The sequence below is a fragment of the Ruegeria sp. AM7 genome (genome assembly GCF_056535965.1).
The window spans coordinates 1,453,345-1,477,797 of the sequence record NZ_JBQFJE010000003.1 but is presented as its reverse complement, the minus strand read 5'-3'; the positions used below and the strand labels follow the sequence as shown (position 1 = coordinate 1,477,797).

Annotated in this window: 24 protein-coding genes and 1 pseudogene; 20 read left to right on the top strand and 5 right to left on the bottom strand. The window is 55.8% G+C overall.

Annotated elements, in window-relative coordinates; genetic code table 11:
- Positions 1 to 89 precede the first annotated feature (89 nt).
- The 14 genes and pseudogenes from ACR3EG_RS11335 to ACR3EG_RS11270 all read left to right on the top strand — a co-directional run bounded on the left by ACR3EG_RS11335 (position 90) and on the right by ACR3EG_RS11270 (position 14,273).
- Positions 90 to 1,191: pseudogene (locus ACR3EG_RS11335) on the top strand (dimethylsulfoniopropionate demethylase).
- Positions 1,192 to 1,290: 99 nt separating this feature from the next.
- The gene (acuI, locus tag ACR3EG_RS11330; RefSeq protein ID WP_480495758.1) at positions 1,291 to 2,286 is read left to right on the top strand and encodes an acryloyl-CoA reductase; all 996 of its coding nucleotides are present in this window, start codon (positions 1,291 to 1,293) and stop codon (positions 2,284 to 2,286) included.
- A 186-nt stretch (positions 2,287 to 2,472) separates the two neighbouring features.
- Positions 2,473 to 3,036, top strand: a complete 564-nt coding sequence (frr, locus tag ACR3EG_RS11325) for a ribosome recycling factor (RefSeq protein WP_170354120.1) — start codon at positions 2,473 to 2,475, stop codon at positions 3,034 to 3,036.
- A 7-nt stretch (positions 3,037 to 3,043) separates the two neighbouring features.
- A complete protein-coding gene (locus tag ACR3EG_RS11320; RefSeq protein ID WP_480495756.1) occupies positions 3,044 to 3,775 on the top strand; it encodes an isoprenyl transferase in 732 nt (243 codons plus the stop codon).
- Positions 3,772 to 4,554, top strand: a complete 783-nt coding sequence (locus ACR3EG_RS11315) for a phosphatidate cytidylyltransferase (RefSeq protein ID WP_480495754.1) — start codon at positions 3,772 to 3,774, stop codon at positions 4,552 to 4,554. Before ACR3EG_RS11320 ends, ACR3EG_RS11315 begins: the two co-directional genes overlap by 4 nt.
- The gene (dxr, locus tag ACR3EG_RS11310; RefSeq protein ID WP_480495752.1) at positions 4,554 to 5,726 is read left to right on the top strand and encodes a 1-deoxy-D-xylulose-5-phosphate reductoisomerase; all 1,173 of its coding nucleotides are present in this window, start codon (positions 4,554 to 4,556) and stop codon (positions 5,724 to 5,726) included. Before ACR3EG_RS11315 ends, dxr begins: the two co-directional genes overlap by 1 nt.
- A 4-nt stretch (positions 5,727 to 5,730) precedes the next feature.
- A complete protein-coding gene (gene rseP, locus ACR3EG_RS11305) occupies positions 5,731 to 7,083 on the top strand; it encodes an RIP metalloprotease RseP (protein ID WP_480495750.1) in 1,353 nt (450 codons plus the stop codon).
- 484 nt (positions 7,084 to 7,567) lie between these two features.
- A complete protein-coding gene (bamA, locus tag ACR3EG_RS11300; RefSeq protein WP_480947281.1) occupies positions 7,568 to 9,820 on the top strand; it encodes an outer membrane protein assembly factor BamA in 2,253 nt (750 codons plus the stop codon).
- 61 nt (positions 9,821 to 9,881) lie between these two features.
- Positions 9,882 to 10,412: an OmpH family outer membrane protein gene (locus ACR3EG_RS11295; RefSeq protein WP_269149602.1), complete on the top strand. Its 531-nt coding sequence runs from the start codon at positions 9,882 to 9,884 to the stop codon at positions 10,410 to 10,412.
- Between the two features lie 72 nt (positions 10,413 to 10,484).
- A complete protein-coding gene (gene fabZ / locus ACR3EG_RS11290; RefSeq protein WP_170354127.1) occupies positions 10,485 to 10,958 on the top strand; it encodes a 3-hydroxyacyl-ACP dehydratase FabZ in 474 nt (157 codons plus the stop codon).
- On the top strand, positions 10,955 to 11,740 hold the full coding sequence (gene lpxA, locus ACR3EG_RS11285) for an acyl-ACP--UDP-N-acetylglucosamine O-acyltransferase (RefSeq protein ID WP_209197038.1): 786 nt from the start codon (positions 10,955 to 10,957) through the stop codon (positions 11,738 to 11,740). Before fabZ ends, lpxA begins: the two co-directional genes overlap by 4 nt.
- A gap of 4 nt (positions 11,741 to 11,744) precedes the next feature.
- Positions 11,745 to 12,539: an LpxI family protein gene (locus tag ACR3EG_RS11280; protein ID WP_480495745.1), complete on the top strand. Its 795-nt coding sequence runs from the start codon at positions 11,745 to 11,747 to the stop codon at positions 12,537 to 12,539.
- Positions 12,539 to 13,693 carry a lipid-A-disaccharide synthase gene (gene lpxB, locus ACR3EG_RS11275; RefSeq protein ID WP_480495743.1) on the top strand — a complete coding sequence of 385 codons (1,155 nt, stop codon included), beginning with the start codon at positions 12,539 to 12,541 and terminating at the stop codon, positions 13,691 to 13,693. The genes ACR3EG_RS11280 and lpxB overlap by 1 nt, the downstream gene beginning before the upstream one ends.
- Positions 13,694 to 13,697: 4 nt before the next feature.
- Positions 13,698 to 14,273, top strand: coding sequence for a hypothetical protein (locus ACR3EG_RS11270; RefSeq protein WP_170354131.1), 576 nt, complete (start codon positions 13,698 to 13,700; stop codon positions 14,271 to 14,273).
- 3 nt (positions 14,274 to 14,276) lie between these two features.
- On the opposite strand, the gene mnmA is transcribed toward ACR3EG_RS11270, so the two are convergent.
- Positions 14,277 to 15,422: a tRNA 2-thiouridine(34) synthase MnmA gene (gene mnmA, locus ACR3EG_RS11265; RefSeq protein ID WP_480495741.1), complete on the bottom strand. Its 1,146-nt coding sequence runs from the start codon at positions 15,420 to 15,422 to the stop codon at positions 14,277 to 14,279.
- A gap of 128 nt (positions 15,423 to 15,550) precedes the next feature.
- On the opposite strand from mnmA, the gene sciP reads away from it, so the two are divergent.
- The 5 genes from sciP (at position 15,551) to ACR3EG_RS11240 (ending at position 21,205) form a co-directional block, all read left to right on the top strand.
- The gene (gene sciP / locus ACR3EG_RS11260; protein ID WP_480495739.1) at positions 15,551 to 15,844 is read left to right on the top strand and encodes a CtrA inhibitor SciP; all 294 of its coding nucleotides are present in this window, start codon (positions 15,551 to 15,553) and stop codon (positions 15,842 to 15,844) included.
- Between the two features lie 82 nt (positions 15,845 to 15,926).
- Complete coding sequence (gene ctrA, locus ACR3EG_RS11255; RefSeq protein ID WP_170354134.1) at positions 15,927 to 16,643, top strand: response regulator transcription factor CtrA; 717 nt, start codon at positions 15,927 to 15,929, stop codon at positions 16,641 to 16,643.
- 124 nt (positions 16,644 to 16,767) lie between these two features.
- Positions 16,768 to 18,894 (top strand): NAD-dependent DNA ligase LigA, encoded by a 2,127-nt coding sequence (ligA, locus tag ACR3EG_RS11250; protein WP_480495736.1) that lies wholly within the window; start codon positions 16,768 to 16,770, stop codon positions 18,892 to 18,894.
- A complete protein-coding gene (gene recG / locus ACR3EG_RS11245) occupies positions 18,891 to 20,981 on the top strand; it encodes an ATP-dependent DNA helicase RecG (RefSeq protein WP_480495734.1) in 2,091 nt (696 codons plus the stop codon). Before ligA ends, recG begins: the two co-directional genes overlap by 4 nt.
- 101 nt (positions 20,982 to 21,082) lie before the next feature.
- On the top strand, positions 21,083 to 21,205 hold the full coding sequence (locus ACR3EG_RS11240) for a hypothetical protein (protein ID WP_280635687.1): 123 nt from the start codon (positions 21,083 to 21,085) through the stop codon (positions 21,203 to 21,205).
- Positions 21,206 to 21,389: 184 nt separating this feature from the next.
- Here ACR3EG_RS11240 and ACR3EG_RS11235 read toward each other — a convergent pair whose 3' ends face one another.
- Together ACR3EG_RS11235 and ACR3EG_RS11230 are read right to left on the bottom strand one after the other, a co-directional pair.
- A complete protein-coding gene (locus ACR3EG_RS11235) occupies positions 21,390 to 22,028 on the bottom strand; it encodes a MarC family protein (protein WP_170751151.1) in 639 nt (212 codons plus the stop codon).
- 58 nt (positions 22,029 to 22,086) lie between these two features.
- Positions 22,087 to 22,539 carry an iron-sulfur cluster assembly scaffold protein gene (locus ACR3EG_RS11230; protein ID WP_480495731.1) on the bottom strand — a complete coding sequence of 151 codons (453 nt, stop codon included), beginning with the start codon at positions 22,537 to 22,539 and terminating at the stop codon, positions 22,087 to 22,089.
- Positions 22,540 to 22,587: 48 nt separating this feature from the next.
- On the opposite strand from ACR3EG_RS11230, the gene hisI reads away from it, so the two are divergent.
- The gene (gene hisI / locus ACR3EG_RS11225; protein WP_480495729.1) at positions 22,588 to 22,977 is read left to right on the top strand and encodes a phosphoribosyl-AMP cyclohydrolase; all 390 of its coding nucleotides are present in this window, start codon (positions 22,588 to 22,590) and stop codon (positions 22,975 to 22,977) included.
- Here hisI and gluQRS read toward each other — a convergent pair.
- Both gluQRS and ACR3EG_RS11215 read right to left on the bottom strand, forming a co-directional pair.
- Positions 22,963 to 23,841 (bottom strand): tRNA glutamyl-Q(34) synthetase GluQRS, encoded by an 879-nt coding sequence (gene gluQRS / locus ACR3EG_RS11220; protein ID WP_480495727.1) that lies wholly within the window; start codon positions 23,839 to 23,841, stop codon positions 22,963 to 22,965. The genes hisI and gluQRS overlap by 15 nt on opposite strands.
- Positions 23,838 to 24,452, bottom strand: coding sequence for a class I SAM-dependent DNA methyltransferase (locus ACR3EG_RS11215; protein ID WP_209197059.1), 615 nt, complete (start codon positions 24,450 to 24,452; stop codon positions 23,838 to 23,840). Before ACR3EG_RS11215 ends, gluQRS begins: the two co-directional genes overlap by 4 nt.
- Position 24,453: the final 1 nt, after the last annotated feature.

Here is a 24,453-nt window from a genome sequence, read left to right as displayed (position 1 = left end):
ACCATCGCGGGCAGGTCCAGAAGATGTTGACCGAAAATGGATCAACGCGGCCTGTCAACGATCCGGTCCCCATCTTGCAGGAGGCCTGAATGCCGCAAGTTTCGCTCTCGCGCCGGTTGCGTCGCACCCCGTTTTCGGAAGGTGTCGAGGCAGCTGGTGTCAAAGCATACACCATCTACAACCGTATGCGCTTGCCCACGGTTTTCGAAAGTGTCCAGGCAGATTACCGCCACCTGAAGGAACATGTTCAGGTTTGGGACGTGTCCTGCGAACGTCAGGTTGAACTGCGCGGGCCAGATGCGGCGCGGCTTATGCAAATGCTGACCCCGCGTGATCTGCGGGGGATGCTGCCAGGGCAGTGCTATTACGTGCCAATCGTCGACGAGACAGGCGGTATGCTGAATGACCCCGTGGCGGTGAAACTGTCTGATGACCGTTGGTGGATTTCCATTGCGGACAGCGATCTGCTGCTGTGGGTCAAGGGGATTGCCAACGGGTATCGGCTGGATGTGCTGGTGGATGAACCCGATGTGTCGCCCCTTGCAGTGCAAATACAAAGCGGATGAACTGATGTCGCGTGTCTTCGGTGATCGCGTGCGCGATATCCGTTTCTTCAAGTTTGACATGTTCGAATTCGAAGGCCGCGATCTGGCGGTCGCGCGTTCTGGCTATTCCAAGCAGGGCGGCTTCGAGATCTATGTCGAGGGCTCGGATATCGGGATGCCCCTCTGGAACGCACTGTTTGCAGCCGGAGAGGACCTGAACGTGCGCGCAGGATGCCCGAACCTGATCGAGAGGATCGAAGGTGGACTACTGTCTTATGGCAACGATATGACAGACGACAACACGCCACATGAGTGCGGTTTGGGTAAGTTCTGCAACACGCACACAGCGATCGGTTGTATCGGACGGGATGCGCTCCTGCGCGTCGCCAAAGAAGGCCCCGTTCAGCAAATTCGCCCCATTGCGATTGATGGAGATGCGGTTCCTGCTTGCGATCAACCGTGGTCAGTGATGGCCGGTGGTAAGCGCGTTGGTCAGGTGACCTCGGCGGCGTGGTCCCCCGACTTTCAGACCAACGTCGCCATTGGCATGTTGCGGCTGAGCCACTGGGACGCGGGATCAGTTGTTGAAGTGGAAACACCGGACGGAATGCGCCGCGCAACGGTGCAGGAAAAGTTCTGGATCTAAGGGGGGGGGGCTCTGCCCCCGCCGCTACGCGGCTCCCCCGAGGTATTTTTCGCCAGGTGAAGAACTGGACCTGGCTTTTCTGAAACGAGAGGAAATCAGATGTTTAATGCATTGGTGATGGAAAAAGACGACGAGAGCGGACTGGCCAACCCCGTGGTCAAACAACTTTCAACCGATGATCTGCCTGCGGGTGAGGTCACGGTGGCGGTCGAATATTCGACGGTCAACTACAAGGACGGACTGTGCATGTCGCCCAAAGGCGGCGGTCTGGTGCGCAATTACCCGCATGTGCCCGGCATTGACTATGCCGGTACGGTCGAGGCGTCCTCGGACGATCGCTATACGCCCGGCGACAAGGTTGTGCTGACCGGCTGGCGTGTGGGTGAGGCCCATTGGGGTGGATATACCCAAAAGGCTAACGCAAAAGCAGACTGGCTGGTGCCGCTGCCAGATGGGCTGGACACGCGTCAGGCGATGGCCGTTGGGACTGCGGGGTTCACTGCAATGCTGGCTGTAATGGCGCTTGAAGATCACGGCCTCAAGCCTGGCAACGGTCCGGTGCTGGTAACCGGTGCTGCGGGCGGCGTTGGCTCGGTTGCGACGGCGATCTTGGCGAACTTGGGTTACGAGGTCGCGGCAGTTACAGGCCGGGCTGAAGCGGGCGACTATCTCAAATCTCTGGGGGCCACGACCATTGTCCCCCGTGATGACTTGAACGAGACAACCAAGCGCCCGTTGGAAAGCGAGACTTGGGCAGGCTGTGTTGACGCCGTTGGAGGTGATATGCTGGCCCGCGTTCTGGGGCAGATGAAATACGGTGCGTCGGTTTCGGCCGTTGGTCTGGCGGGGGGCGCCGGGCTTCCAGCAACCGTCATTCCGTTCCTGCTGCGCGGTGTGAACCTGCTGGGCATCGACAGCGTCATGCAGCCCTACGAAAACCGTGTTCGTGCATGGCAACGCGTCGCAACCGACCTGCCGATGGACAAGCTTGAGGCGATGGTACATCCCGCGACGCTGAGCGATCTGCCACAATTGGGCGCTGACATCCTCAAGGGTCAGGTCAAAGGCCGCGTTGTGGTTGACGTAAACGCCTGATCCGGAAACTTATCCTGCGCCCCGGCCGGACATGTCACCGGCCGGGGCGCTTGCCATTTAATGACCGAGAAAAAGCCGGAAACACCTCTGGTCATTGGCACAATTCCCGAGCATCATTGCTATACATCCCAATTGTGATGGCTTATGAGCCTTTCAAACAGCACCTGAAGACGGGGAGTGAGCAGAATGTCTGACGATTTCGAACTGGACACCGATGATCTGAAACGCCGCATGGACGGCGCGATGGCGAACCTCAGGACCGAATTTGCGTCTTTGCGTACCGGACGCGCTTCAGCGTCAATGTTGGAACCTGTCATGGTGGATGCTTATGGCTCGATGACACCGATCAATCAGGTCGGGACCGTGAACGTTCCTGAACCTCGGATGGTTACGGTAAACGTTTGGGACAAGGGCCTTGTCGGTAAAGTTGAAAAAGCCATTCGCGAAAGCGGGTTGGGGATCAATCCGCAACTGAACGGCACGATCATCATGCTGCCTATTCCGGAACTGAACGAAGAACGCCGGCGCGAGCTGGGTAAAGTCGCCGGCCAATACGCTGAGCACGCACGGGTCTCGATTCGGAATGTGCGCCGCGACGGGATGGACCAAATCAAGAAAGCCAAATCGGATGGGATGTCGGAAGATGACCAGAAGCTTTGGGAAAGTGAAGTTCAGGACCTGACGGATGAGATGATCAAGGCCGTCGACGCTGCGCTTGAAACCAAGCAAGCCGAGATCATGCAGGTCTGACGGAATTATGCCCGATACCCCTCATACAGCGCCGATTGATGGCCCTCATCACGTTGCGATCATCATGGATGGCAACGGACGCTGGGCGCAGGCGCGGGGTAGGCCGCGACTTTTCGGGCATCAGGCCGGTGCACGACGTGTAAGGGATGTGGTCGAAGCTTGCCCGGGTCTCGGGATCAAATATTTGACTGTCTTTGCCTTTTCGACCGAAAACTGGAAACGGACGCAGGCCGAAGTTGCTGGCCTGATGAGCTTGTTCAAGCGGTATATCATTAAAGAAACCAAAACGTTGGCCCAAAACGGGATTCGGGTTCGCTTTATCGGTGACCGTGTGCGGTTGGATTCGAAGTTGGTTGATCTGATGGACACACTTGAAGAGGCGACGAAGGGCAACGACCTCGTACACCTGACCATCGCTTTGAATTACGGTGGGCGGGATGAAGTTGCGCGCGCAACGAAACGCCTGGCATTGGATGTGGCCGAAGGGCGCCTGAAGCCTGAAGACGTGGATGAAGAGACGCTGCCCAAGTATTTGGATACGCATGTTCTTCCTGATCCAGATCTTGTCATCCGCACAAGCGGAGAAGCTCGGATTTCTAACTTTCTTCTCTGGCAGTCTGCCTATTCCGAATACGAGTTCATTGACACTCTGTGGCCGGATTTTACGGCCGAAGAACTGGAACGGCTGTGCCGCAGTTATGGCGCACGCGATCGCCGGTTCGGAGCGATCCCGGCATGAGCGAAGGCCGATGGTCTGATTTAACCGCGCGCGTGGTGTCGGCGGCTGTTTTGGTCGCCATAGGCGCTGTCGAAGTTTGGCTGGGCGGGCTTTGGTTCGAAGCTTTCATCGCGGTAGCCTGTGGTCTCATGACGTGGGAACTGGTTCGTATGGTTGACCCCGGCAAACCCGGTGTTGCGGTACAGCTTGGCGTCCTGACAGGCGCAGCGGTCGTTCTCAGCTATCACTTACCACCCTTATACACATTGCCGTTTTTGGCCGCGCCGGCCTTGGTTGGGGCAGGGCAGGTTACTCGATCCAAGGGAACCTATGCGCTGTTCGCTTTCTGGATTGCAGCAGCAGGTCTTGGGTTCATCTCGATCCGCGAGAATATGGGCTTTGGTTGGATGATCTGGCTGATCGCCATTGTCGTAGCCACGGATGTGGCTGGGTATTTCGTTGGCAAAGCTGTCGGTGGTCCCAAGTTCTGGCCCAAAGTCAGCCCAAAGAAAACATGGTCCGGCACGGCCGGAGGCTGGGTTGCAGCAGCGGTTGTCGGCGTTATCTTTGCCAGCTATGCCGGGTTCGGCTTTTTGTTTGTGGTTGTCTCAGTCTTGGCTTCGATGGCCAGTCAGGCCGGAGACATCATCGAAAGCGCCACAAAGCGGAAATTTGGCGTCAAGGACAGCTCGAACCTTATTCCGGGTCACGGCGGGTTTCTGGACCGTTTTGACGGTATGATGGGCGCTGCGCTGTTTGTTTTGATTGCTGGGATGCTCTACGCGCCAGGAGCCATGTAATGCGCAAGATTTCCATTTTCGGGGCGACCGGTTCTATCGGTCAGAACACAATTGATCTGATCAACCGCAATCCCGAATCCTACGACATCGTGGCATTGACCGGAGGCGCGAATATCGAGCGTCTCGCGCAGGATGCGCGTCGACTGAATGCCGATATTGCGGTGACCGCCCATGAAGACAAACTGGACGACCTGCGGGCCGCGCTGGACGGAAGCGGTGTAGAAGTCGCCGCAGGCGCGACCGCTCTGATCGAAGCCGCTGCGCGACCGTCGGATTGGGTGATGTCGGCGATTGTCGGGGCGGCAGGCTTGCCGCCGGGTTTAGAGGCGCTGAAACAAGGCGCTACGCTTGCTTTGGCGAACAAAGAAACTCTGGTGTGTGCCGGGTCTCTGGTGATGCAGACGGCTCAGAACCACAACGCGCGTTTGTTGCCGGTCGACAGCGAGCACTCGGCCGTATTTCAAGCTCTTGTCGGCGAGGATATGGCGACGGTCGAGCGTATTATCATTACAGCAAGCGGTGGTGCATTTCGGGATTGGCCGATCGCAGATCTTGCAGGTGCCACAGTCGAACAGGCATCAAGCCATCCCAACTGGAACATGGGTCAACGGATCACGATCGACAGCGCCTCGATGTTCAATAAGGCGTTGGAGGTGATAGAAACCAAAGAATTTTTTGGTATCCCGCCTGATCAGATAGAAGTACTTGTGCACCCGGAATCTATCGTCCACGCTTTGGTGGGTTTCGATGACGGGGCCGTTATGGCGCATATGGGCGCGCCCGATATGCGCCATGCCATCGGATATGCGTTACATTGGCCGGACCGACGTCACCTTCCGGTGGATCGCCTGAACCTCGCTAAACTTGGTCAGCTTAGATTTATTGAACCGGACGAAACGCGGTATCCCGCGCTGGCATTGGCGCGACAGGTGATGGAACGCGGTGGCCTCGCAGGTGCTGTATTCAACGCCGCGAAAGAGCGGGCGCTTGATCACTTTATCGCGCGTCATATCGGTTTTCTGGCCATGGCAGACATGGTCGCTGCAGTGTTGGATCGGTTTGACGCCGAAAATGGCCTTATTGATGCCCCCATGACACTTGATAACATACAGCAAACGGACCATTTGGCACGTAAGTGGGTAGATGAAGCCGTGACCCAAAGAGCAGGATAGAATTTTGGACGTATTTTCGCTGATCCCTCAGTTTGGTAATTTGCTGTACACGATCGGAGCGTTTGTAATCGCTCTGTCGGCGATTGTCGCTGTTCATGAATATGGCCACTATATCGTCGGTCGCTGGTCGGGGATACACGCCGAGGTCTTCTCGATCGGTTTTGGTCCGGTTCTTTGGAGCAGAGTAGACAAGCGCGGCACCCGGTGGCAATTCGCGGCTTTGCCCTTTGGTGGTTATGTTAAATTCCTTGGGGACGCCAACGCGGCGTCCGGCAAGGACGAGACTGCTATGTCTGAAATCCGGGAACAAAGCCCAGAAGAGCTTCGACGCACAATGCATGGCGCACCGCTTTGGGCACGATCAGCAACCGTTGCGGCCGGACCGGTGTTCAATTTCGTTATGTCGATATTGGTGTTCGGGCTAATATTCCTGTCACAAGGTGTTACCAAAAGCCCATTGACCATCGGAAAGCTCTACCCGCTTCCTGGCACTGTTCAGGAACTGCGTGAAGGCGATGAGATTTTGGCCATCGAAGGTCAGCCGCTGCCTGCGTTTGATGAGGGTGAATCGTGGACGGACTTTACGGATACATTGCCGGTCAAACCTGTTCTGGATTACACAGTCCTTCGGGGCGATCAGACGCTGGATGTTGCCGGTCCGTGGTTGTATCCGCCCCTTATCCAGCAAGTTGCACCGCGCAGTGCTGCCATGGATATCGACCTGCAAGCCGGAGACGTCATCTACGCAGTCGACGGCGACCCCATCTATGCCTTTGAGCAACTTAAAGAACACGTAGAGCGGTCCGACGGCAAGGTTCTCTTGCTGGATGTGTGGCGCGACGGGGCGGAACTGGAATTTGCTTTGGCGCCGCGCAGAACAGACGAACCGCAGGAAGAAGGCGGGTTCGTGACTCATTGGCGTATCGGAATCGTCGGCGGCATGATGTTGGAACCCGAACGCGAGCCGGCTGGACTCATTACTTCCTTTAGTGGCGGAGTACAGCAAACACTGCGTATCATTGACGGGTCGTTGTCAGGATTGTGGCACATGATTACGGGCGCAATCAGCACCTGTAATATGTCAGGTCCTATCGGAATTGCCGAAACATCTGGCGCGATGGCCAGTCAGGGCGCGCAAAGTTTCATCTTCTTCATTGCGGTTTTGTCCACGGCCGTTGGATTGCTGAATCTGTTCCCAATCCCTGCTTTGGACGGCGGACATCTGGTTTTCTATGCATACGAAGCCGTGGCGGGCAAGCCGCCCAGTGACGGTGCTTTGCGTGTACTGATGGGTGTGGGCGTTTCCTTGATCCTTGGCTTGATGGTCTTTTCCGTCACCAATGATCTGTTCTGCTAAATAAGGCGCAACCGACCTGCGAAAGCCCCATTCCTGCCTCATTTTGCGACTAACTTTCTGACGAGTTTGAATGCCGCAGAGGTAGCCATGACACGTGTATTGAAAGATTCGTACAGAAGCTTCAGCTGTCTGTTCACGCTGAACTGGGATTCGATTTTGTTCTTTGGAGCGACTGCATTGGCGTTGCTAGCATGCTGGTATCTCCTTCTCGCAGCCAATCTTTGCGCGGTCTGCGACACGTTGTTGTGATTCTTAAACAGCATCAGAATTAATATCATAGCGGCCCATTGGGCCGCTTTGCTTTTTGGCCTTTTGACAAGGAATATTAATCCCGCTACTCAGCATTAAAGTCCTAAATTTTTGGGTAGAGAAAAATATGACTGATAGGCGAGGCGCAGGCACATCCTGCGGGGGGCAGACGCAAGCAGACAAGATTTTGTGGCGAGCGCTATCCGTAATTTCTTTTTGTGTTTTGTTGGGTTTGATGGCTGCACCGCAGTCCGCACACGCCCAAAGCTTTACCATCAATTCGTTCGAGGTCGAGGGCAACAGGCGCATCGAAACCTCGACGATTATCACCCGGACAGGAATCGAACCCGGACAAACTGTCACTGCTGGAGAACTGAACGATGCCTTTCAGCGTTTGCTTGACAGTGGTGTTTTTGAAACAGTCGAGCTGACTCCGCGCGGCAATACTCTGGTGATTGAGGTCGAGGAATATCCGACCATTAATCAGATCAGCATCGAGGGGAACCGTCGCGTTAAAGACGACGTTTTGATCGAAGCCATATCGTCTGAGCCGCGTCGGGTGTTTACACCGCAGGTCGCCGAAGCAGATGCGGACCTGATTGCTCAGATTTATTCAGCCCAAGGGCGTGTATCTGCCACGGTGATCCCGCGCATTATCCGCCGCAGTGATAACCGGGTCGATTTGGTGTTCGAGGTGGCCGAAGGTACGACCATTGAGATCGAGCGCGTCAGTTTTGTAGGCAACCGTGCATATACCGACCGCAGGTTGCGCCGTGTGTTGGAAACAAAACAGGCAAACTTCCTGCGTACCTTCCTGCGCGGAGACACCTTCATCGCGGACCGCATCGAGTTTGATCAGCAGGTCATTCGGGATTTCTATCTGTCGCGGGGCTATGTCGATTTTCGCGTCAACAGCACAAATGTTGAATTCACTCAGGAACGGGACGCGTTTTTTCTGGTGATGAATATCACCGAAGGACAAAAATTCTCGTTTGGACAGATTTCCACAGTCAGTGAAATTCCCGGCGTTGACGCCGCAGACTATCAGGCTGCTTTGAAGATCAAGCCGGGTGTCACCTATTCGCCCTCACTGATCGAAAACTCGATTGCCCGGCAAGAGCGTCTGGGGATCAAGCAGGGTGTTGATTTCTTGCGGGTCGAACCGCGCGTCACACGCAATCCAAGCGATCTGACCCTGGATGTGCAATTTGTGCTCACCCGCGGGCCGCGCATTTTTGTTGAACGGATCGATATCGAAGGGAATACAACGACGCTGGATCGGGTTATCCGCCGCCAGTTTGACACAGTTGAAGGTGATCCGTTCAATCCCCGTGAAATCCGGCAGGCCGCTGAACGTATCCGTGCCCTTGGCTTCTTTGCTGTCGCTGATGTTGAACCACGCGAAGGGTCTACTCCAAGTCAGGTCATTGTCGACGTTGATGTGGAGGAACAGCCTACCGGGTCGCTTAGCCTCGGCGGTAGCTTCTCGGTCTCGGATGGTTTTGGTATCGCCGTGGGCTTGAACGAGTCTAACTTTCTGGGACGGGGTCAAAACCTTGGCCTTACCCTTTCAACGGCTCAGGACTCGGAGCAATACGTTGTCAACTTTACCGAACCCTTCTTGCTGGGGCGTAGGCTGCGTTTTGACTTGGGGCTTGGACTGGCAACAACCAATTCCAGCTTTGCCAGCTTTGACACCGAGCGTCTCTTCTTTGCCCCTCAGCTAAGCTATGCAATCGGTGAACTGTCGTCGCTGCGCCTTCGCTATAATTGGGAAAACAGCGAAATGACGCAGCAGGACGATGAAATAAACGGAGCTGTCATTGCGTCGGAGATCGCTCAGGGTGAGCGTTCGACCAGTTCTTTGGGCGTGTCTTATGTGTATGACAGCCGCCTTGGTGGGTTGAACCCCAACGCAGGTGTACTGTTTGAAGTTGGTGTCGATGCTGCGGGATTGGGCGGAGACAATGAGTTCTTCAAATCCACCGCACGTGCAATCGCGCAGACCAGAGTTCTGAGTGAGGAAGTTGTGCTGCGGGCATCGCTTGAACTGGGCGCGCTTCATTGGACCGGAGATGACTTCAGCCGAACACTTGACCGCTTTGTCTTGGGCCCAAGCACGTTCCGTGGCTTCGAGCCGTCGGGTATTGGCCCACGTGACCTATCCAATGGTCAAGATGACGCGATCGGTGGGAACTATTACTGGGTCGCTCGGTTTGAATCCGATTTTCCCCTTGGCCTGCCAGAAGAGCTAGGTCTGCGGGGTGGTGTATTCTACGACGTGGGCAACCTGTACAATCTTGACGACGTGAACACAGCCGGTGCTGACATTGTGGGTGAGGACGGGTCGATCCGACATGTCATCGGTGTGTCCGTTCTTTGGGACACCCCGTTTGGTCCGCTGCGCTTCAACTTCTCGAAGGCACTGGTGAAAGAGGACTTTGACCAAGAGCAGAACTTTGACCTGACCATTCAGGCGCGGTTCTGATCAGGCGATGTCATACTTGATACAGTCTAAGTTGCAGGGCCCTTTATGGGCCCTGTGCGTTTTGCTGAGTGCATTTTTCGTTTCTGCGACACAGGCGCAGCAACTCTCGGTTCCATCGTCGACGGTTTTGACCATCTCAAGCGAGCGATTGTTTGCGGACTCGGAATTCGGTCAACGCGTTTTGCGTGAGATCGAAGCCGAAGGAACTTTGTTGGCAGAGGAGAATGAGCGGATCGTCGTCGAACTTAGTAAAGAGGAAAAGGATCTGACGGAACTGCGCACGCAAGTGACTCCAGAAGAGTTCCGTCCTTTGGCCGAGGCGTTCGACAACAAGGTTCAGACACACCGCGATGGACAACGCGCCAAGCTGGACGCTTTGTCTCGCAGAAGTGAAGAAGCCCAGCAATTGTTCTTTGAGACGATCCAACCAGTCCTGATCGACCTGTTGCGCGAGACCGGGGCCACGGTCATCATCGAACGGTCGAGCGTTTTTCTCAGCTCGGACCGTACGGATGTGACCGAGACAGCCATCGCGCGGATAAACGCCGCGATCGGAGACGGTCAAGCGCTAGAAAGCCAAACTGACGAATAGGTTTGCTTGCCCTCAAGGCGCGGTATTGCTAACCACGCGTCAAACAGCAATCCAGTACGGGACGACGATACGATGACGACGGAAACCAAGAGCGCAGACATACAGCTGATCCAACGGATCTTGCCGCATCGCTATCCGTTTTTGCTGGTTGACAAAGTCGTTGATATTTCCGGCTATCAGTCTGCTGTCGGGATCAAGAATGTCACAATGAACGAACCCCATTTTCAGGGTCACTTTCCCGGCACTCCGATCATGCCCGGCGTTACCATTGTTGAAGCGATGGCGCAGACTGCAGGTGTAATGCTGGGGGTGGGTATGGATGTGATCGACAGCGAGCTGTTGATCTACTTCATGAACATCGACAAATGCAAATTCCGCCGCAAAGTGGTTCCAGGCGATGTGCTGGAAATGCATGTTGAAACCGTGCGGGGCAAAAAGGGCGGGAAGATCTTTAAGTTTGCAGGTCGCGCGACTGTAGATGGCGAAGTGGCCGCCGAAGCTGAATTCTCGGCCTATGTAGACTGGGACATGGAAAAGACGACATGAACGGCATCCATCCAAGCGCAATTATCGAAGACGGCGCGCAGATTGGTGAAGGCTGTATCATCGGTCCGTTCTGCTATGTCGGTGCGCAAGCCAAGCTGGGCGAGCGCGTTGAATTGAAATCGCATGTTGTTGTCACAGGCGACACAGCTATCGGTGATGAGACCGTTGTGTTCAATTTCTCGGTCATTGGAGAGATCCCGCAGGACCTGAAGTTCGGCGGCGAGAACACGCGGCTGGAAATTGGCAAACGTAACCGGATCCGTGAACATGTGACAGTGAACACAGGCACTGAGGGTGGCGGCGGCGTAACCCGGATCGGCGATGACTGCCTTTTGATGGCCGGTGTGCATGTGGCGCATGACGTGCAGATTGGCAATCGGGTCATCATGGTGAACCACGCAGGAGCGGCCGGACATTGCATCATTGAGGATGACGTGATCGTGGGAGGTATCTCGGGGTTGCATCAATGGGTGCGGGTCGGGCGAGGGGCCATTATTGGTGCTCTGACCATGGTGCCAAATGACGTCATTCCCTACGGTTTGGTTCAGGCACCGCGGGGCGAACTGGACGGCCTGAATTTGGTCGGCCTGAAACGCAAAGGCGTCTCGCGTGAGGATATCTCGGCTCTGCGTGCCGCGTTCAAAGAGCTGTCGACCGGAGACGGGACGTTCATGGAACGCGCGCATCGCGTCGGTGCCGAAAATGAGAGTGAATATGTCCAGCGGATCGTGGATTTCGTAACCGGGCAATCAGATCGTTCCTTCCTGACCCCTAGGAAATGAACCGATGCTGGCATTGATCGCGGGAACAGGGGCTTTGCCCGCCGAGGTGGTTGCCCAACTGGCTGAACGTCCTGTCATCTGTGCGATGGAGGGGTTTCCCCCTGATGTTCTGGATGCCGACGTCACCTTTCCACTCGAGCAGTTGGGGACTTTCATTGCAGATTTGAAAGCGCGTGGCGTAACGCAAATCTGTATGGCTGGCGCGGTCCAACGACCAGCGATTGATCCCAGCCGTATCGATGCTGCAACCATGCCTTTGGTGCCCATTTTGCAGCAGGCCATCATGTCTGGTGATGATGGCGCGTTGCGCGCCGTGATCGAAATCTTCGAGGCTGCGGGCCTTGAGGTCCGCGCCGCACATGAAATAGCCCCCAATCTGCTGCCTAAGCTTGGGTCACTGACCGGGGCCCGACCATCAGAGGCGGACCTAACCGATGCCGATCGCGCAGCAGGTATTGTGCGTGCCATGGGCGCTGCGGATATTGGGCAAGCCTGCGTGGTCTCGAAGGGACAAGCGCTCGCAGTCGAGGGGATATTCGGCACAGCCTGGATGCTGCAATCTCTGACGCAACGACCGGATGCCGGCGGGGGCGTTCTGTTCAAGGCTCCGAAACCCGATCAAGACCGTCGTGCGGATTTGCCAGCGATTGGGCCGGATACGGTCTCGGACGCGGTCGCCGCCGGATTAGCGGGGATTGTCATCGAAAAGGGTGGGGTAATGGTGCTGCAACGCCAACAGGTCATTGCCGAATGTGACCGGTTGGGTCTGTTCCTTTACGTGCGCGAGCGGACCATCTGATGCGTGTTTTCGTGGTCGCCGGTGAACCCTCGGGCGACCGCTTGGGCGGCGCTTTGATGGAGGGGCTGCGCACCCTTGAACCTAAGGTACAGTTTGACGGGGTTGGCGGCCCTTTGATGCAAGCGCAGGGTTTGGACAGCCGTTTTCCGATGTCGGAACTGTCGGTGATGGGGCTGGTCGAAGTGCTGCCCAAATTCTTCCATCTCAAACGCCGTATTGCCGAGACTGCGCAGGCGGTTCTGGATACAAAACCCGATGTTCTGATCACCATCGACAGCCCAGACTTTTCGCTACGTGTCGCCAAGTTGGTCAAGGCTCAAAGCAACATCCGTACGGTTCACTATGTGGCCCCCAGCGTTTGGGCGTGGCGTCCGGGGCGCGCGGACAAGATGGCCAAGGTGATCGACCATGTGTTGGCGTTGTTGCCATTCGAGCCGCCCTATATGGAACGCGCGGGTATGGAGTGCGATTTCGTCGGGCACCCTGTCGCCAGCGAACCTGGTGCAACCAACGACGAGATCGCGGCGTTTCGCAACGCCTATGATTTAGCAAATTCGCCGCTGGTGCTTGCTTTGCCCGGCTCCAGGCGCGGTGAGGTTGACAGGCTGGCTCCGGTCTTTGGTCAGGCTTTGGCCCTGTACTTGCAGGACCGCCCGGAAACGCGCGTCGTGGTGCCGGCTGTGGCGCATATGGTTGATACCGTCCAGACCCATATCCAGAACTGGCCCGGCAATCCGGTCGTTGTCGACCCGCGTGACATACCATCGGACAAGGCGGTCTCTCAGAAACGGGCTGCCTTCGCCGCTGCCGATCTGGCATTGGCCGCGTCGGGCACCGTATCGCTGGAACTGGCGGCACAGGCGACGCCCATGGTTATCGCTTACCGGCTCAGTTGGTTGACGCAGAAAATGGCCGAACGGATGGTGAAACTTGATACGGTTACGCTGGTTAACCTGGTGTCGGAAACCCGCACGGTGCCCGAGTGCCTGCTGGACGAGTGTCAGCCAGAGAAAATTGCCTCGGCATTGTCAGGCGTGGCCAATGCGCCGGAGGCGCAAAGACATGCGATGGATTTGACCATGGACCGGCTTGGGCGAGGCGGCGAGGCGCCTGGCCTGCGCGCTGCCCGTGCCGTCTTAGAAAGAATGCGCTGAACCGATGCTAGAGCATCTGCTATTCGCAATTTCCGCGGCTTTGGTCACGGTGTCGACCAATCTGGACAATCTGGCGGTATTACTTGGTCTGATCGTGGTGGTCAGCGCGCGTCGCGCTGCGATGGGCTTTATTATCGCCCAACTCGGTATTCTGATCGTTTCGCTCGCCATTGCCAGCGGGCTGAGCCAAACTGGCATACTGTCATGGATCGGCTATCTGGGCGTCATCCCCTTGGTTTTGGGCCTGCGCGGTCTCTGGCGGCAATTCACCCTACACGGCTCGACTGAGACGCAGGATTACAGTCACGTCTCGTCAATCATTGCCCTGTTCCTCAGCCTATCCATCGACACATTGGCTGCAATGACCCCGTTACTTGCCGATTCAACCACGACGTTTCGACTTGCTGCCCTGATTGGAGCGGTTGTCGCCATTCTGGGGGTTTCCGCAATCGCCGTGATAGGGGCGCCGCATGCGCAAAGCCTTGCGCCACGTTTCGCACGGCTTGAGAGGATCACACCCTATGTCATGATCTTGGTCGGTCTCTATATTTTGCTTAACACGCCAACCGACGTGCTTTAGCAATCAGTACCCACGCCAGATCCAACCGCCGCCGAAAATACGGCTTCCTTCAGACGCATAAAACACACAGGCCTGCCCCGGCGAGACACCTTCTTCGGGGGTCAGCAACTCGACCTCGGCCGTCGTGTCCGAAAGCGGGCGGAGGATCGCTTCGCGCGGGGGACGGGTCGAGCGGACTTTGACCTTTAGGTGCCATTCGTCGCGCGAGGTAAAGGGCTCATCCCCCAGCCAGTTGATCTCGCGCACGGGGATGGTGCGGGTGGCCAGCAACTCTTTGGGTCCAACGACGACCTGCTTTTTGTCCACGTCCAACTTGACCACATAAAGCGGCTCAGTCAGACCACCTATACCCAGGCCGCGCCGCTGCCCGATCGTATAATGGATCACACCGTCATGCTGCGCCAACACGCGGCCATCGGCATGAACAATCTCGCCGGGTTCAGCCGCACCGGGGCGCAGCTTTTCGATGACGCTTGCGTAATTGCCATTGGGCACAAAGCAGATGTCCTGACTGTCGGGCTTATCCGCTACTGCCAGCCCATATTGCGCAGCCATTTCACGTGTGGCGTCCTTGGACGGCAAGTGTCCCAAGGGAAAGCGCAGAAACGACAACTGTTCGGGTGTGGTCGAGAACAGGAAATAGGACTGGTCGCGGTTCGCATCCTCGGCGCTGTGCAGTTCCGGGCCGTTGGGGCCCATTTTGCGTTGAATATAATGGCCGGTCGCCATGCAGTCTGCCTCAAGATCCTTGGCAGTCTCCAGCAGATCCTTGAACTTCACCCGCTCATTGCAGCGAATGCAAGGGACCGGGGTTGCGCCCGCCAGATAGCTGTCGGCGAATTCATCAATCACCGCGTCCTTGAAGATGTTCTCATAGTCCAGAACGTAATGCGGAAAGCCACGTTCCTCGGCAACGCGCCGGGCGTCATGGATGTCGATCCCTGCGCAGCACGCGCCCTTCTTTGCCAACGCCGCGCCGTGGTCATAAAGCTGAAGCGTCACACCGACCACGTCGTACCCCTGATCGGCCAGGTGGGCGGCGACGACAGAACTGTCCACACCGCCAGACATGGCTACGACCACCCGGGTTTCCGAGGGCGGTTTGGCAAAACCAAGAGAGTTTAGCGGTGTCTCGGTATCGAGGGCCATAACGATTCCAGTGCGGGTTAAGAAAGACCGGCAGAATATAGGAAAATTCTACACACTCTCAAGGGGCGGTTTCACCGCACATTAAGTAGGGTGGTGTCAGCTTTGTCGCAGCAGAAAAGGTTGGAAAGATGTATTTGCACAAAGTTGAAGGGCCACGCTCCGTAACCCTGCCGGATGGAACGGTTTTATCCAGATCGGACCTGCCTCCGGAAACCACCACACGTTGGGTCGCGTCGCGAAAAGCGATTGTTGTACGTGGCGTCCTTTATGGGTTGATCACCTTGGCCGATGCCAAAAAACGCTATGGGCTTAGTGATGAAGAGTTCAATTCGTGGGTTTCCGCGGTCGCAGAACACGGAACAGATGCTTTGAAGGCGACTGCATTAAAAAAATATCGACAACCTAAAGATGAAAGTGAATAAATGATTCAACGGTAACGTCAGATTAACCATTTTTGAGCAGGTTTGATTTGAATTGGTAAATTGAACCGAATTGGAGCAGTAAATGCGTATACTTCTTGTCGAGGATGATCCCACAACATCGAAGAGCATCGAGTTGATGCTGACCCACGCGAACCTGAACGTCTACGCGACGGATCTGGGCGAAGAGGGGATCGATCTGGCCAAGCTTTACGATTATGATCTGATTTTGCTGGACCTGAACCTACCGGACATGAATGGCCACGAAGTTTTGCGGCAGTTGCGCATTGCGCGGGTGGAAACGCCTATTCTGATCCTCTCGGGGGCTGACGATACGGAAAGCAAAATCAAAGGCTTCGGATTTGGTGCTGACGACTATATGACCAAGCCATTCCATCGGGAAGAACTGGTGGCCCGTATCCACGCGATCATCCGGCGCTCAAAAGGGCATTCTCAATCCGTTATCCATACAGGTCGTGTCGCCGTTAACCTGGATGCGAAAACGGTAGAGGTCGAAGGGCAAACCGTTCACCTGACAGGCAAAGAGTACCAAATGCTGGAGCTTCTGAGCCTTCGTAAAGGCACGACGTTAACCAAGGAGATGTTCTTGAACCATCTGTACGGCGGAATGGACGAGCCGGAACTAAAGATTATTGACGTCTTCATCTGCAAACTCCGCAAAAAGCTGAGCAATGCAACCGGCGGAGAAAACTATATCGAAACTGTCTGGGGCAGGGGTTATGTGCTTCGCGATCCGCAAAGCAACAGTATGGACGACCGCCGCCTTGCCGTTGGGGCCTGACTTTTCCTAAAACATCAGCCGCTTTGGTCCGGGGCGGCCTGCTCACTCACTGAACAGCACATCTGGACCTGACCATGGCCTCGCCCTATCACTGAGGTCCAAGAATACGTGACAGGGCGAGGCCATGAGCAATTCAATTCCAGTTTCAGAGCTGACAGAAGGTCAGGCGCAGGCAGAGCTTGCGCGGTTGGCAGAGCTGATTGCACAGGCAAACCAAAAATATCATGCAGAAGATGCGCCGGATATTTCCGATGCGGAATACGACGCGCTCAAAGCAAGAAACTCTGCCATTGAGCAGAGTTTCCCACATCTAAAACGTTCCGACAGCCCGTCAGAGCAGGTCGGTGCGCGTCCGGCTGATGGATTCTCAAAAGTGACACATGCAGTTCGCATGATGTCCCTTGGAAATGCCTTCGAAGACGAGGATGTCGCTGATTTTACACGCTCGATTCGGAAATATCTCGGACTCGACGATGCTGTACCCGTGGCATTTACTGCCGAACCGAAGATCGACGGGTTATCGTTATCACTGCGCTATGAGAATGGGGAATTGGTTCAGGCGGCGACGCGTGGCGACGGCGAGGTTGGTGAAAATGTTACGGCCAATGCACGTACTATTGCAGACATTCCGCATGTTCTGAAAAATGCACCAGAGATTCTGGAAGTACGCGGCGAAGTTTATATGTCGCACGCTGATTTTGACGCTCTGAATGCGCGGCAGGCCGAGGCAGGGGACAAGACTTTTGCCAATCCTCGCAACGCGGCCGCCGGGTCGCTCAGGCAGTTGGATGCATCGATCACGCGCGCACGCCCGCTGCGGTTTTTTGCATATGCATGGGGCGATCTGTCTCAACCTTTGGCGACGACGCAGATGGCGGCGATTGAGAAACTGGCCGCCTACGGTTTTTCAACAAACCCGTTGACCGCATTATGCGACACAACCCGGCAGATGCTGGACCACTATCGCGATATCGAGGCTCAGAGATCGACTTTGGGCTACGACATTGATGGCGTTGTCTACAAGGTAAACGACCTCTCGCTGCAAGCGCGTCTTGGGTTCAGATCCACAACACCAAGATGGGCAATTGCGCATAAGTTTCCGGCGGAACTTGCTTGGACCCGGTTAGAGGCTATCGATATTCAGGTTGGACGCACAGGGGCGCTTAGCCCGGTCGCTCGGCTGCATCCGGTCACCGTGGGCGGCGTGGTTGTGTCCAATGCGACCTTGCACAATGAAGACTATATCGCTGGGCGCGATGCCAAAGGCGGGACCATTCGCGACGGCAAGGATATTCGCGTCGGAGATTGGGTTCAGGTTTATCGCGCTGGGGATGTCATTCCAAAAGTGGCTGACGTTGATATAGCTAAACGACCAGCCAGCGCGGAAAAATTCACCTTTCCGACACGATGCCCCGAGTGCGACAGTGATGCAGTGCGTGAGGAAGGGGATGCCGTCCGGCGCTGCACAGGTGGAATCGTTTGTCCCGCGCAGGCCGTTGAAAAATTAAAACATTTTGTATCTCGCAAGGCGTTCGATATCGAGGGGTTGGGCGCCAAGCAAATAGAAATGTTCTATGATGACCCGGACCTGCCGATCAAAACTCCGGTCGATATCTTTACATTGCAAAAGCGGGATTCTGCGAACCTTAACAAGCTGGCAAACAGAAAGGGTTGGGGCGCACAAAGCGTCGGTAATCTGTGGGACGCCATTGATGAAAAGCGGCGCATTCCGTTTGGTCGCCTGCTGTTCGCACTCGGCATTCGACATATGGGAGAGGCCGCCTCGAACCTTGTGGCGAACCATTATGGCGCTTGGGATGAGTTCGAAGTTGCAATCACAGCAGCCGGCAGTTTTGATGGACCTGAGTGGGAAGACCTGTTGGCCATTGATGGCGTGGGTGAGGTCATGGCCAGGGCTCTGGTCTCGGCCTTTGCGCAAGTGGCAGAACGTGAAACGATTGATGCACTCGTTGCGCAGCTGGACGTTGAGGATGCAAAACGCCCCGATACAAGTGGCAGCCCCGTCGCCGGGAAAACTGTCGTTTTCACAGGGACGTTGGAAAAAATGACCCGAGCCGAGGCCAAGGCCCGGGCAGAAGCATTGGGTGCCAAAGTATCCGGGTCTGTCAGTAAAAAGACCGATATTCTTGTGGCTGGACCAGGAGCCGGATCGAAGGCAAAGAAAGCTGCCGAACTTGGCATTCAGACCCTTGATGAAGATGGCTGGTTGCAACTGATTGGCTCGGCATGAGTGGTCGTCCTGAACTTCTGTTTCCCTTATTTGCCCGTTTGGAAACCTTAGACGGCGTCGGCCCCAAAATTGCGCAAAACCTCATGCAATCTGGTGTCGAAACTCCGCGCGATGTTCTATTCGGGCTGCCTTATGCGGTTGTCGACCGGCGCAGAAGGAACACGATTCAGGGTGTCGATCTGCCAACGACACTTACGGTTGAGGTGACCGTTGGTGTGCACCGGCCATCGCGCAACAAGGGCGGTGCTTACCGCATCCATGTCGAGGATGCGCAGACGGAATTCCAGTTGGTCTTTTTCCATGCACGTGGCGATTACCTCAAGAAGGTGCTGCCAGAGGGCGCGTGCAGGATCATTTCGGGCAAGTTGGAGTTGTTTGACGGAATGGCTCAGATGGTTCATCCGGACCATATCCTGCCCATCGAAAGCGCTGGAGACATTCCCGAATTCGAACCGGTATATCATTTGACGCAAGGCGTGACGCAAAAAGTCGCGTTCAAGGCGACCCGTAGTGCTTTGTCCCGCGCTCCCGCTTTGGACGAGTGGATCGACCCGGCTCAGGTGGGACAGCAGGAGTGGCCAAGCTGGATCGATGCAATAACAGCTGCGCATGGACCAAACGGGGCCGACGATGTGTCCGCGCATGCTCCCGCGCGGCAAAGACTGGCTTATGATGAGCTGTTTGCGCATCAGGTAACACTGGCACTGGCACGGCAACGCGAACGCAAGGCCCGCGGTATAGTGAGCATCGGCACAGGGCGATTACAATCCAAGGTTCTGCAAAACCTGCCATACACTCCGACTGGTGCGCAGATGCGGGCGATCGACGAAATCACTGCCGACATGGCCTCTGATGCGCGTATGAACAGACTGTTGCAAGGCGATGTCGGGGCAGGGAAGACACTGGTGGCGTTCCTGGCGTTGTTGGTGGCCGTCGAAGCCGGTGGTCAGGGCGTTATGATGGCACCGACTGAAATCTTGGCGCGACAGCATCTGGAAGGCTTGCGCCCGCTGGCCGAACAGGCCGGAATTGTGCTTGAAATCCTGACCGGACGCGACAAAGGGGCCGAGCGGCGCGCCAAGTTGGCGGCGTTGCAGCAGGGGAACATTCATATCCTTGTTGGTACACATGCGGTTTTTCAAAGTGATGTAGCGTTCAACGCGCTGCGGTTGGCGATTGTGGATGAACAGCACAGGTTTGGGGTGCGTCAGCGAATGGAACTGTCTGAAAAAGGGCAGGGCGCGGATGTATTGGTCATGACGGCCACCCCGATCCCCCGCAGCCTTGCCTTGGCGCAATATGGCGACATGGACGTTTCGGTTCTTGACGAAAAACCGCCGGGTCGAAAGCCCATCAAAACCGCCATCGTCAGCACTGATCGGATGGAGGAAGTTGTCAGCCATCTGCGCCGTGCCATCGACGAAGGTCGTCAATGCTATTGGGTTTGTCCATTGGTGGACGAATCCGAGGTCTCGGACCTGACTGCGGCTGAAGAAAGGTTCAAGCGGCTGCGCGCCATATTGGGTGAAGGCGTGGTCGGTCTGGTACATGGCCAGATGCCCGCTGCCGAAAAAGACGCCGCGATGAAAACCTTTCAAGAGGGTCACACCAAAGTTCTTGTGGCGACAACTGTTATCGAAGTCGGGGTGAATGTCCCGAACGCCTCGATCATGGTGATCGAGCGCGCGGAAATTTTTGGACTCGCCCAGCTACATCAGTTGCGGGGTCGTGTCGGGCGAGGAGAGGCGGACTCGACTTGCTTGTTGATGTACCAAGCGCCGCTGAGCGACGGGGGACGCAAGCGACTAGAGGTACTGCGCGAGACAGAAGATGGGTTTCGAATTTCCGAGACCGATCTGCAAATGCGCGGCGCCGGTGATCTGATCGGCACGGCGCAGTCTGGTCTGCCTAAGTTCAGAATTGCCGATCTTGAGCGGCAAGCTGGATTGATGGCGATCGCCCAAAGCGATGCCCGGAATTTTCTGGCTAAGGATCCCAAACTTACGTCTGAACGGGGCAAAGCCGTTCGCGTTCTATTGTGGTTAATGAAGCAGGATGAAGCGATCCGTTTAATTTCAGTGGGTTAACAATAAAGTTCGCAAATGTTCTTAAAAAGTTCTTTACCGACTCGGGGAAATATGAGAACAAAAGGTCAACAAAGGATTAAAACCCTGACCGGAGGTGACCCATGCTGACCCAGATCAAGACCGCGATAAGCCGCTCGCACACAACTTTACTGCAAGATGCGGTGGGTGCGGTGTCTTTGGTGGTCATGTTGATGGTCGCTCTTCACCTTCCTGCAGTGTTCTGACCCTTTCTGCCTGCGATCTCGTGCCGAATATCCCGCGCTGTCATCCCCATCTGAATCAAGGGTGACCTGCCTGTCCCAATTCCCTTGAAGGGCCATGCCTCGGCCCTGCGCGGACCTCCGGACCCCACATGAGACACGCACAGCCTGCCGCCGCCCTTTCCGCCCGGAAGGTGCGGCGGCTTTTTTATAGCTGACCGGTTTTCATGATTTCCAACATCGCCGACAGGACGGAATTCACCGCGACCGAAGCAAGTATCATGCCCATTACGCGGCTGATTATCGCTGCTCCGGAATGTCCGATCAGGCGAATAATAGGCTCGGCCAACAACATCAGCACAAACGCAACCGCGACAACTGAAAGCATGACCAGCGCAGTGATACCCTGATCCGCGGCACTGTAGCGGTTATTGTCGGTTAGAATGACAATAGCCAACATCGCGCCAGGCGAGGCCAAAGATGGAACTGCCAAGGGAAATATCGCGGGATTGTGCTGATGTAACTTGTCCTGCTCGTCGTCCTCGGCCGCTTTCTGTTCAACGTCCTGCTTACTTTCGCCGAATATCATTGTGAGTGCGAATAAAAACAGGATGATCCCTCCGGCCACTTGGAAGGAATTAAGGCCGATATCCAGCGCCTCAATCAACAACTGGCCAAAGACAAGGAAGAACAGCAGAACACCGGCACTGATAACTGACGCCAGCAGCGCCATTTTGCGCCGAGCCGCGGCCTCGAGCCCGGCGGTGACTGCGATGAAGACGGGAATAGTGCCGATGGGATCAATAACGACCCAAAGCGTCACAAAGTGTTCGAGCAGATTATTCAAATCGGTCGCTCCGCTGATTTCACAGGAAGTTAGACCGGATCAGAAGAAAATGCCACGCTTAGGCGCAATTGGCTTGTTCGGCCTGTTCCATTGCCTCGGCGGTGGCGTCCAGCGCCAGTAAGATCGAGGCATGCCGGTTCTTGTAATCCCGCGCGGGCATCAGAACCTCAAGGCCATCAAATGGCGCGTCTGGGGCAGGGCCGTTTTGCTTCAACATTGCCGACAACTGATCGCGCGCAGTTTCGACCTGTGCCCGTGTGGCTCCGATAACGCCAGCTCCGACGACAGCAGCCGAGGCTTGGCCCAAAGCACATGCTTTAACATCCTGCCCGAATTCGGAGACGCGCCCATCCTCTAGCTTAACGTCAACCGTTACGGTTGACCCGCACAAAGGCGAGCGTTTTTTCACCGTGGCATTCGGGTTTTCCAACCGATCCAGATGCGGAATATCGGAAGCCAAAGCAAGAATGCGGCCGGAGTAGAGCTTGATCAGGTCATTTTCGCCGGACATGGCTTTCCCTCATTGACTGTTCCCCATACATAGTCAGCATCCATCGGGATGCAAAAGGTTTTTACCATGACAGAAACAGTCGCCTTCGACCCTTCCACCTTAAAATACAATGAGGCCGGTTTAATCCCCGCCATTGCCCAGGACGAAAACTCGGGCGAGGTGTTGATGATGGCCTGGATGAACATGCAGGCGGTTGAAAAAACGCTGTCCTCCGGGCGCGTAACTTATTGGTCTCGATCCCGGCAATCCTTCTGGATCAAAGGCGAAAGCTCGGGCCATGTGCAGGAGTTGGTTGATTTTCGCGTCGACTGTGATCGGGATTGCCTGCTGGTCGTCGTGCGACAAACGGGACCGGCCTGTCACACGAACAGGCGCAGTTGTTTTTACACTGCAGTTCGTGACGGTGACGAGATCGAGCTGATGTCACCTATGGTGTAGGCCCACCATCGCACGAATGTCTTCCGGGCTGGCTCCATCAGCCCGGTATTTGGAGATAGCGCGGGCATCGTCCCGTTTAGCCAGTCTTTTACCGGTATCATCGCGGATCAGGCTGTGGTGGTGATACGAGGGGCGCGGCAGCCCCAGAAGAATTTGTAGAAGAATATGGATTCGGGTGGCCTCGAACAGATCATGCCCACGCACGACCCGTGTTATTCCCTGTTCGGCATCATCCAGAACCACTGATAGGTGATAAGACGTGCCCATGTCTCGGCGTGAGAGAACGACATCTCCAATCGTGTTAACCAAATCTGCGCGGCTGAATGAAATTTGCCCGCTTTCACGGTTCGGTCCAAAGCCGGTTTCCAGGAAATTCATCTCGACTTCGGGGGGGACGACCCTACCGGCTTGTTCCATATCCAACCGCAGAGGAACATTTCGCGGCATAGCACCTGTCCGAATGGCTGCGTTACGACAGGTTCCGGGATAGATAAGCCCGTCCGGCCCTAAGAGAAGAGCACCCTCCTGCGGTGCGGTGGCGGCTGCGGCGATATCCCTGCGGTTACATGTGCAAGGATACAGCAGGCCTTGCGACCAGAGGTCCTCAAGTGCTGCTTCATATACGCGCAGGCGTTCGCTCTGACGCAGAACCGGGCTTGGCCAGCTTAATCCAAGCCACTCAAGATCATCATAAATCTGATCTTCCCAATGCGTTCTAGAGCGGGATCGGTCGATATCTTCGATCCGCAAAAGGAATACGCCTTGCTGATCCGTAGCCATATCGCTGGCCAGCAGTGCCGAATAGGCATGCCCAAGATGTAATGGGCCGGTCGGAGAAGGTGCAAACCTGGTTGTGAATGTCACGCTTTTTCAACAATGTAGACGTCGGATTTAAGGTCCATTCCAGGAAGGTGCGGGCCATATTCGCGCAATAGCAGCCGCGCGGCCCCCATATCAAGCCAATCGTTCAGGCGACAGGTATAGGTGTGATCCTCAAGCGTATGATCATTAAAAGAAAATGCGAGTAGGCCGCCTGTGGGCAACGCATTCATCAGCATATCGAACGTCTCGGGCGGCGCGGCGCCTACACTTATTACACCGATTGCAGCGATGGCTTTGTAGCCTCCGGCTTTCAACGGGTTCGGATCCGCGATATCAAAAGTGCTTAGGGTTCGGTAAACGCCTTTGGCCTTTGCACCTTCCAGCATCTTCGGCGTTGGGTCGATGCCATCAATCACCTGAAATCCGACAGCGTTCAGGGCCTCGCCAGACAGGCCCGTTCCACATCCATAATCCAGAATTGGCGTCTGAGGTTCGGGAAGCTTGGACCAGAGCGCCTCGGCCACGCGGCCGGGGGTTGCATACCCGTGCGCCTCGACTTCTGAATCATAGGATGAGGCCCATTTCTGATAGTGATCGCGCGTGGCCTCGGGCGTGTCGAGGCCGTAGACGTCTTTTAGATAATCATCGCTCATA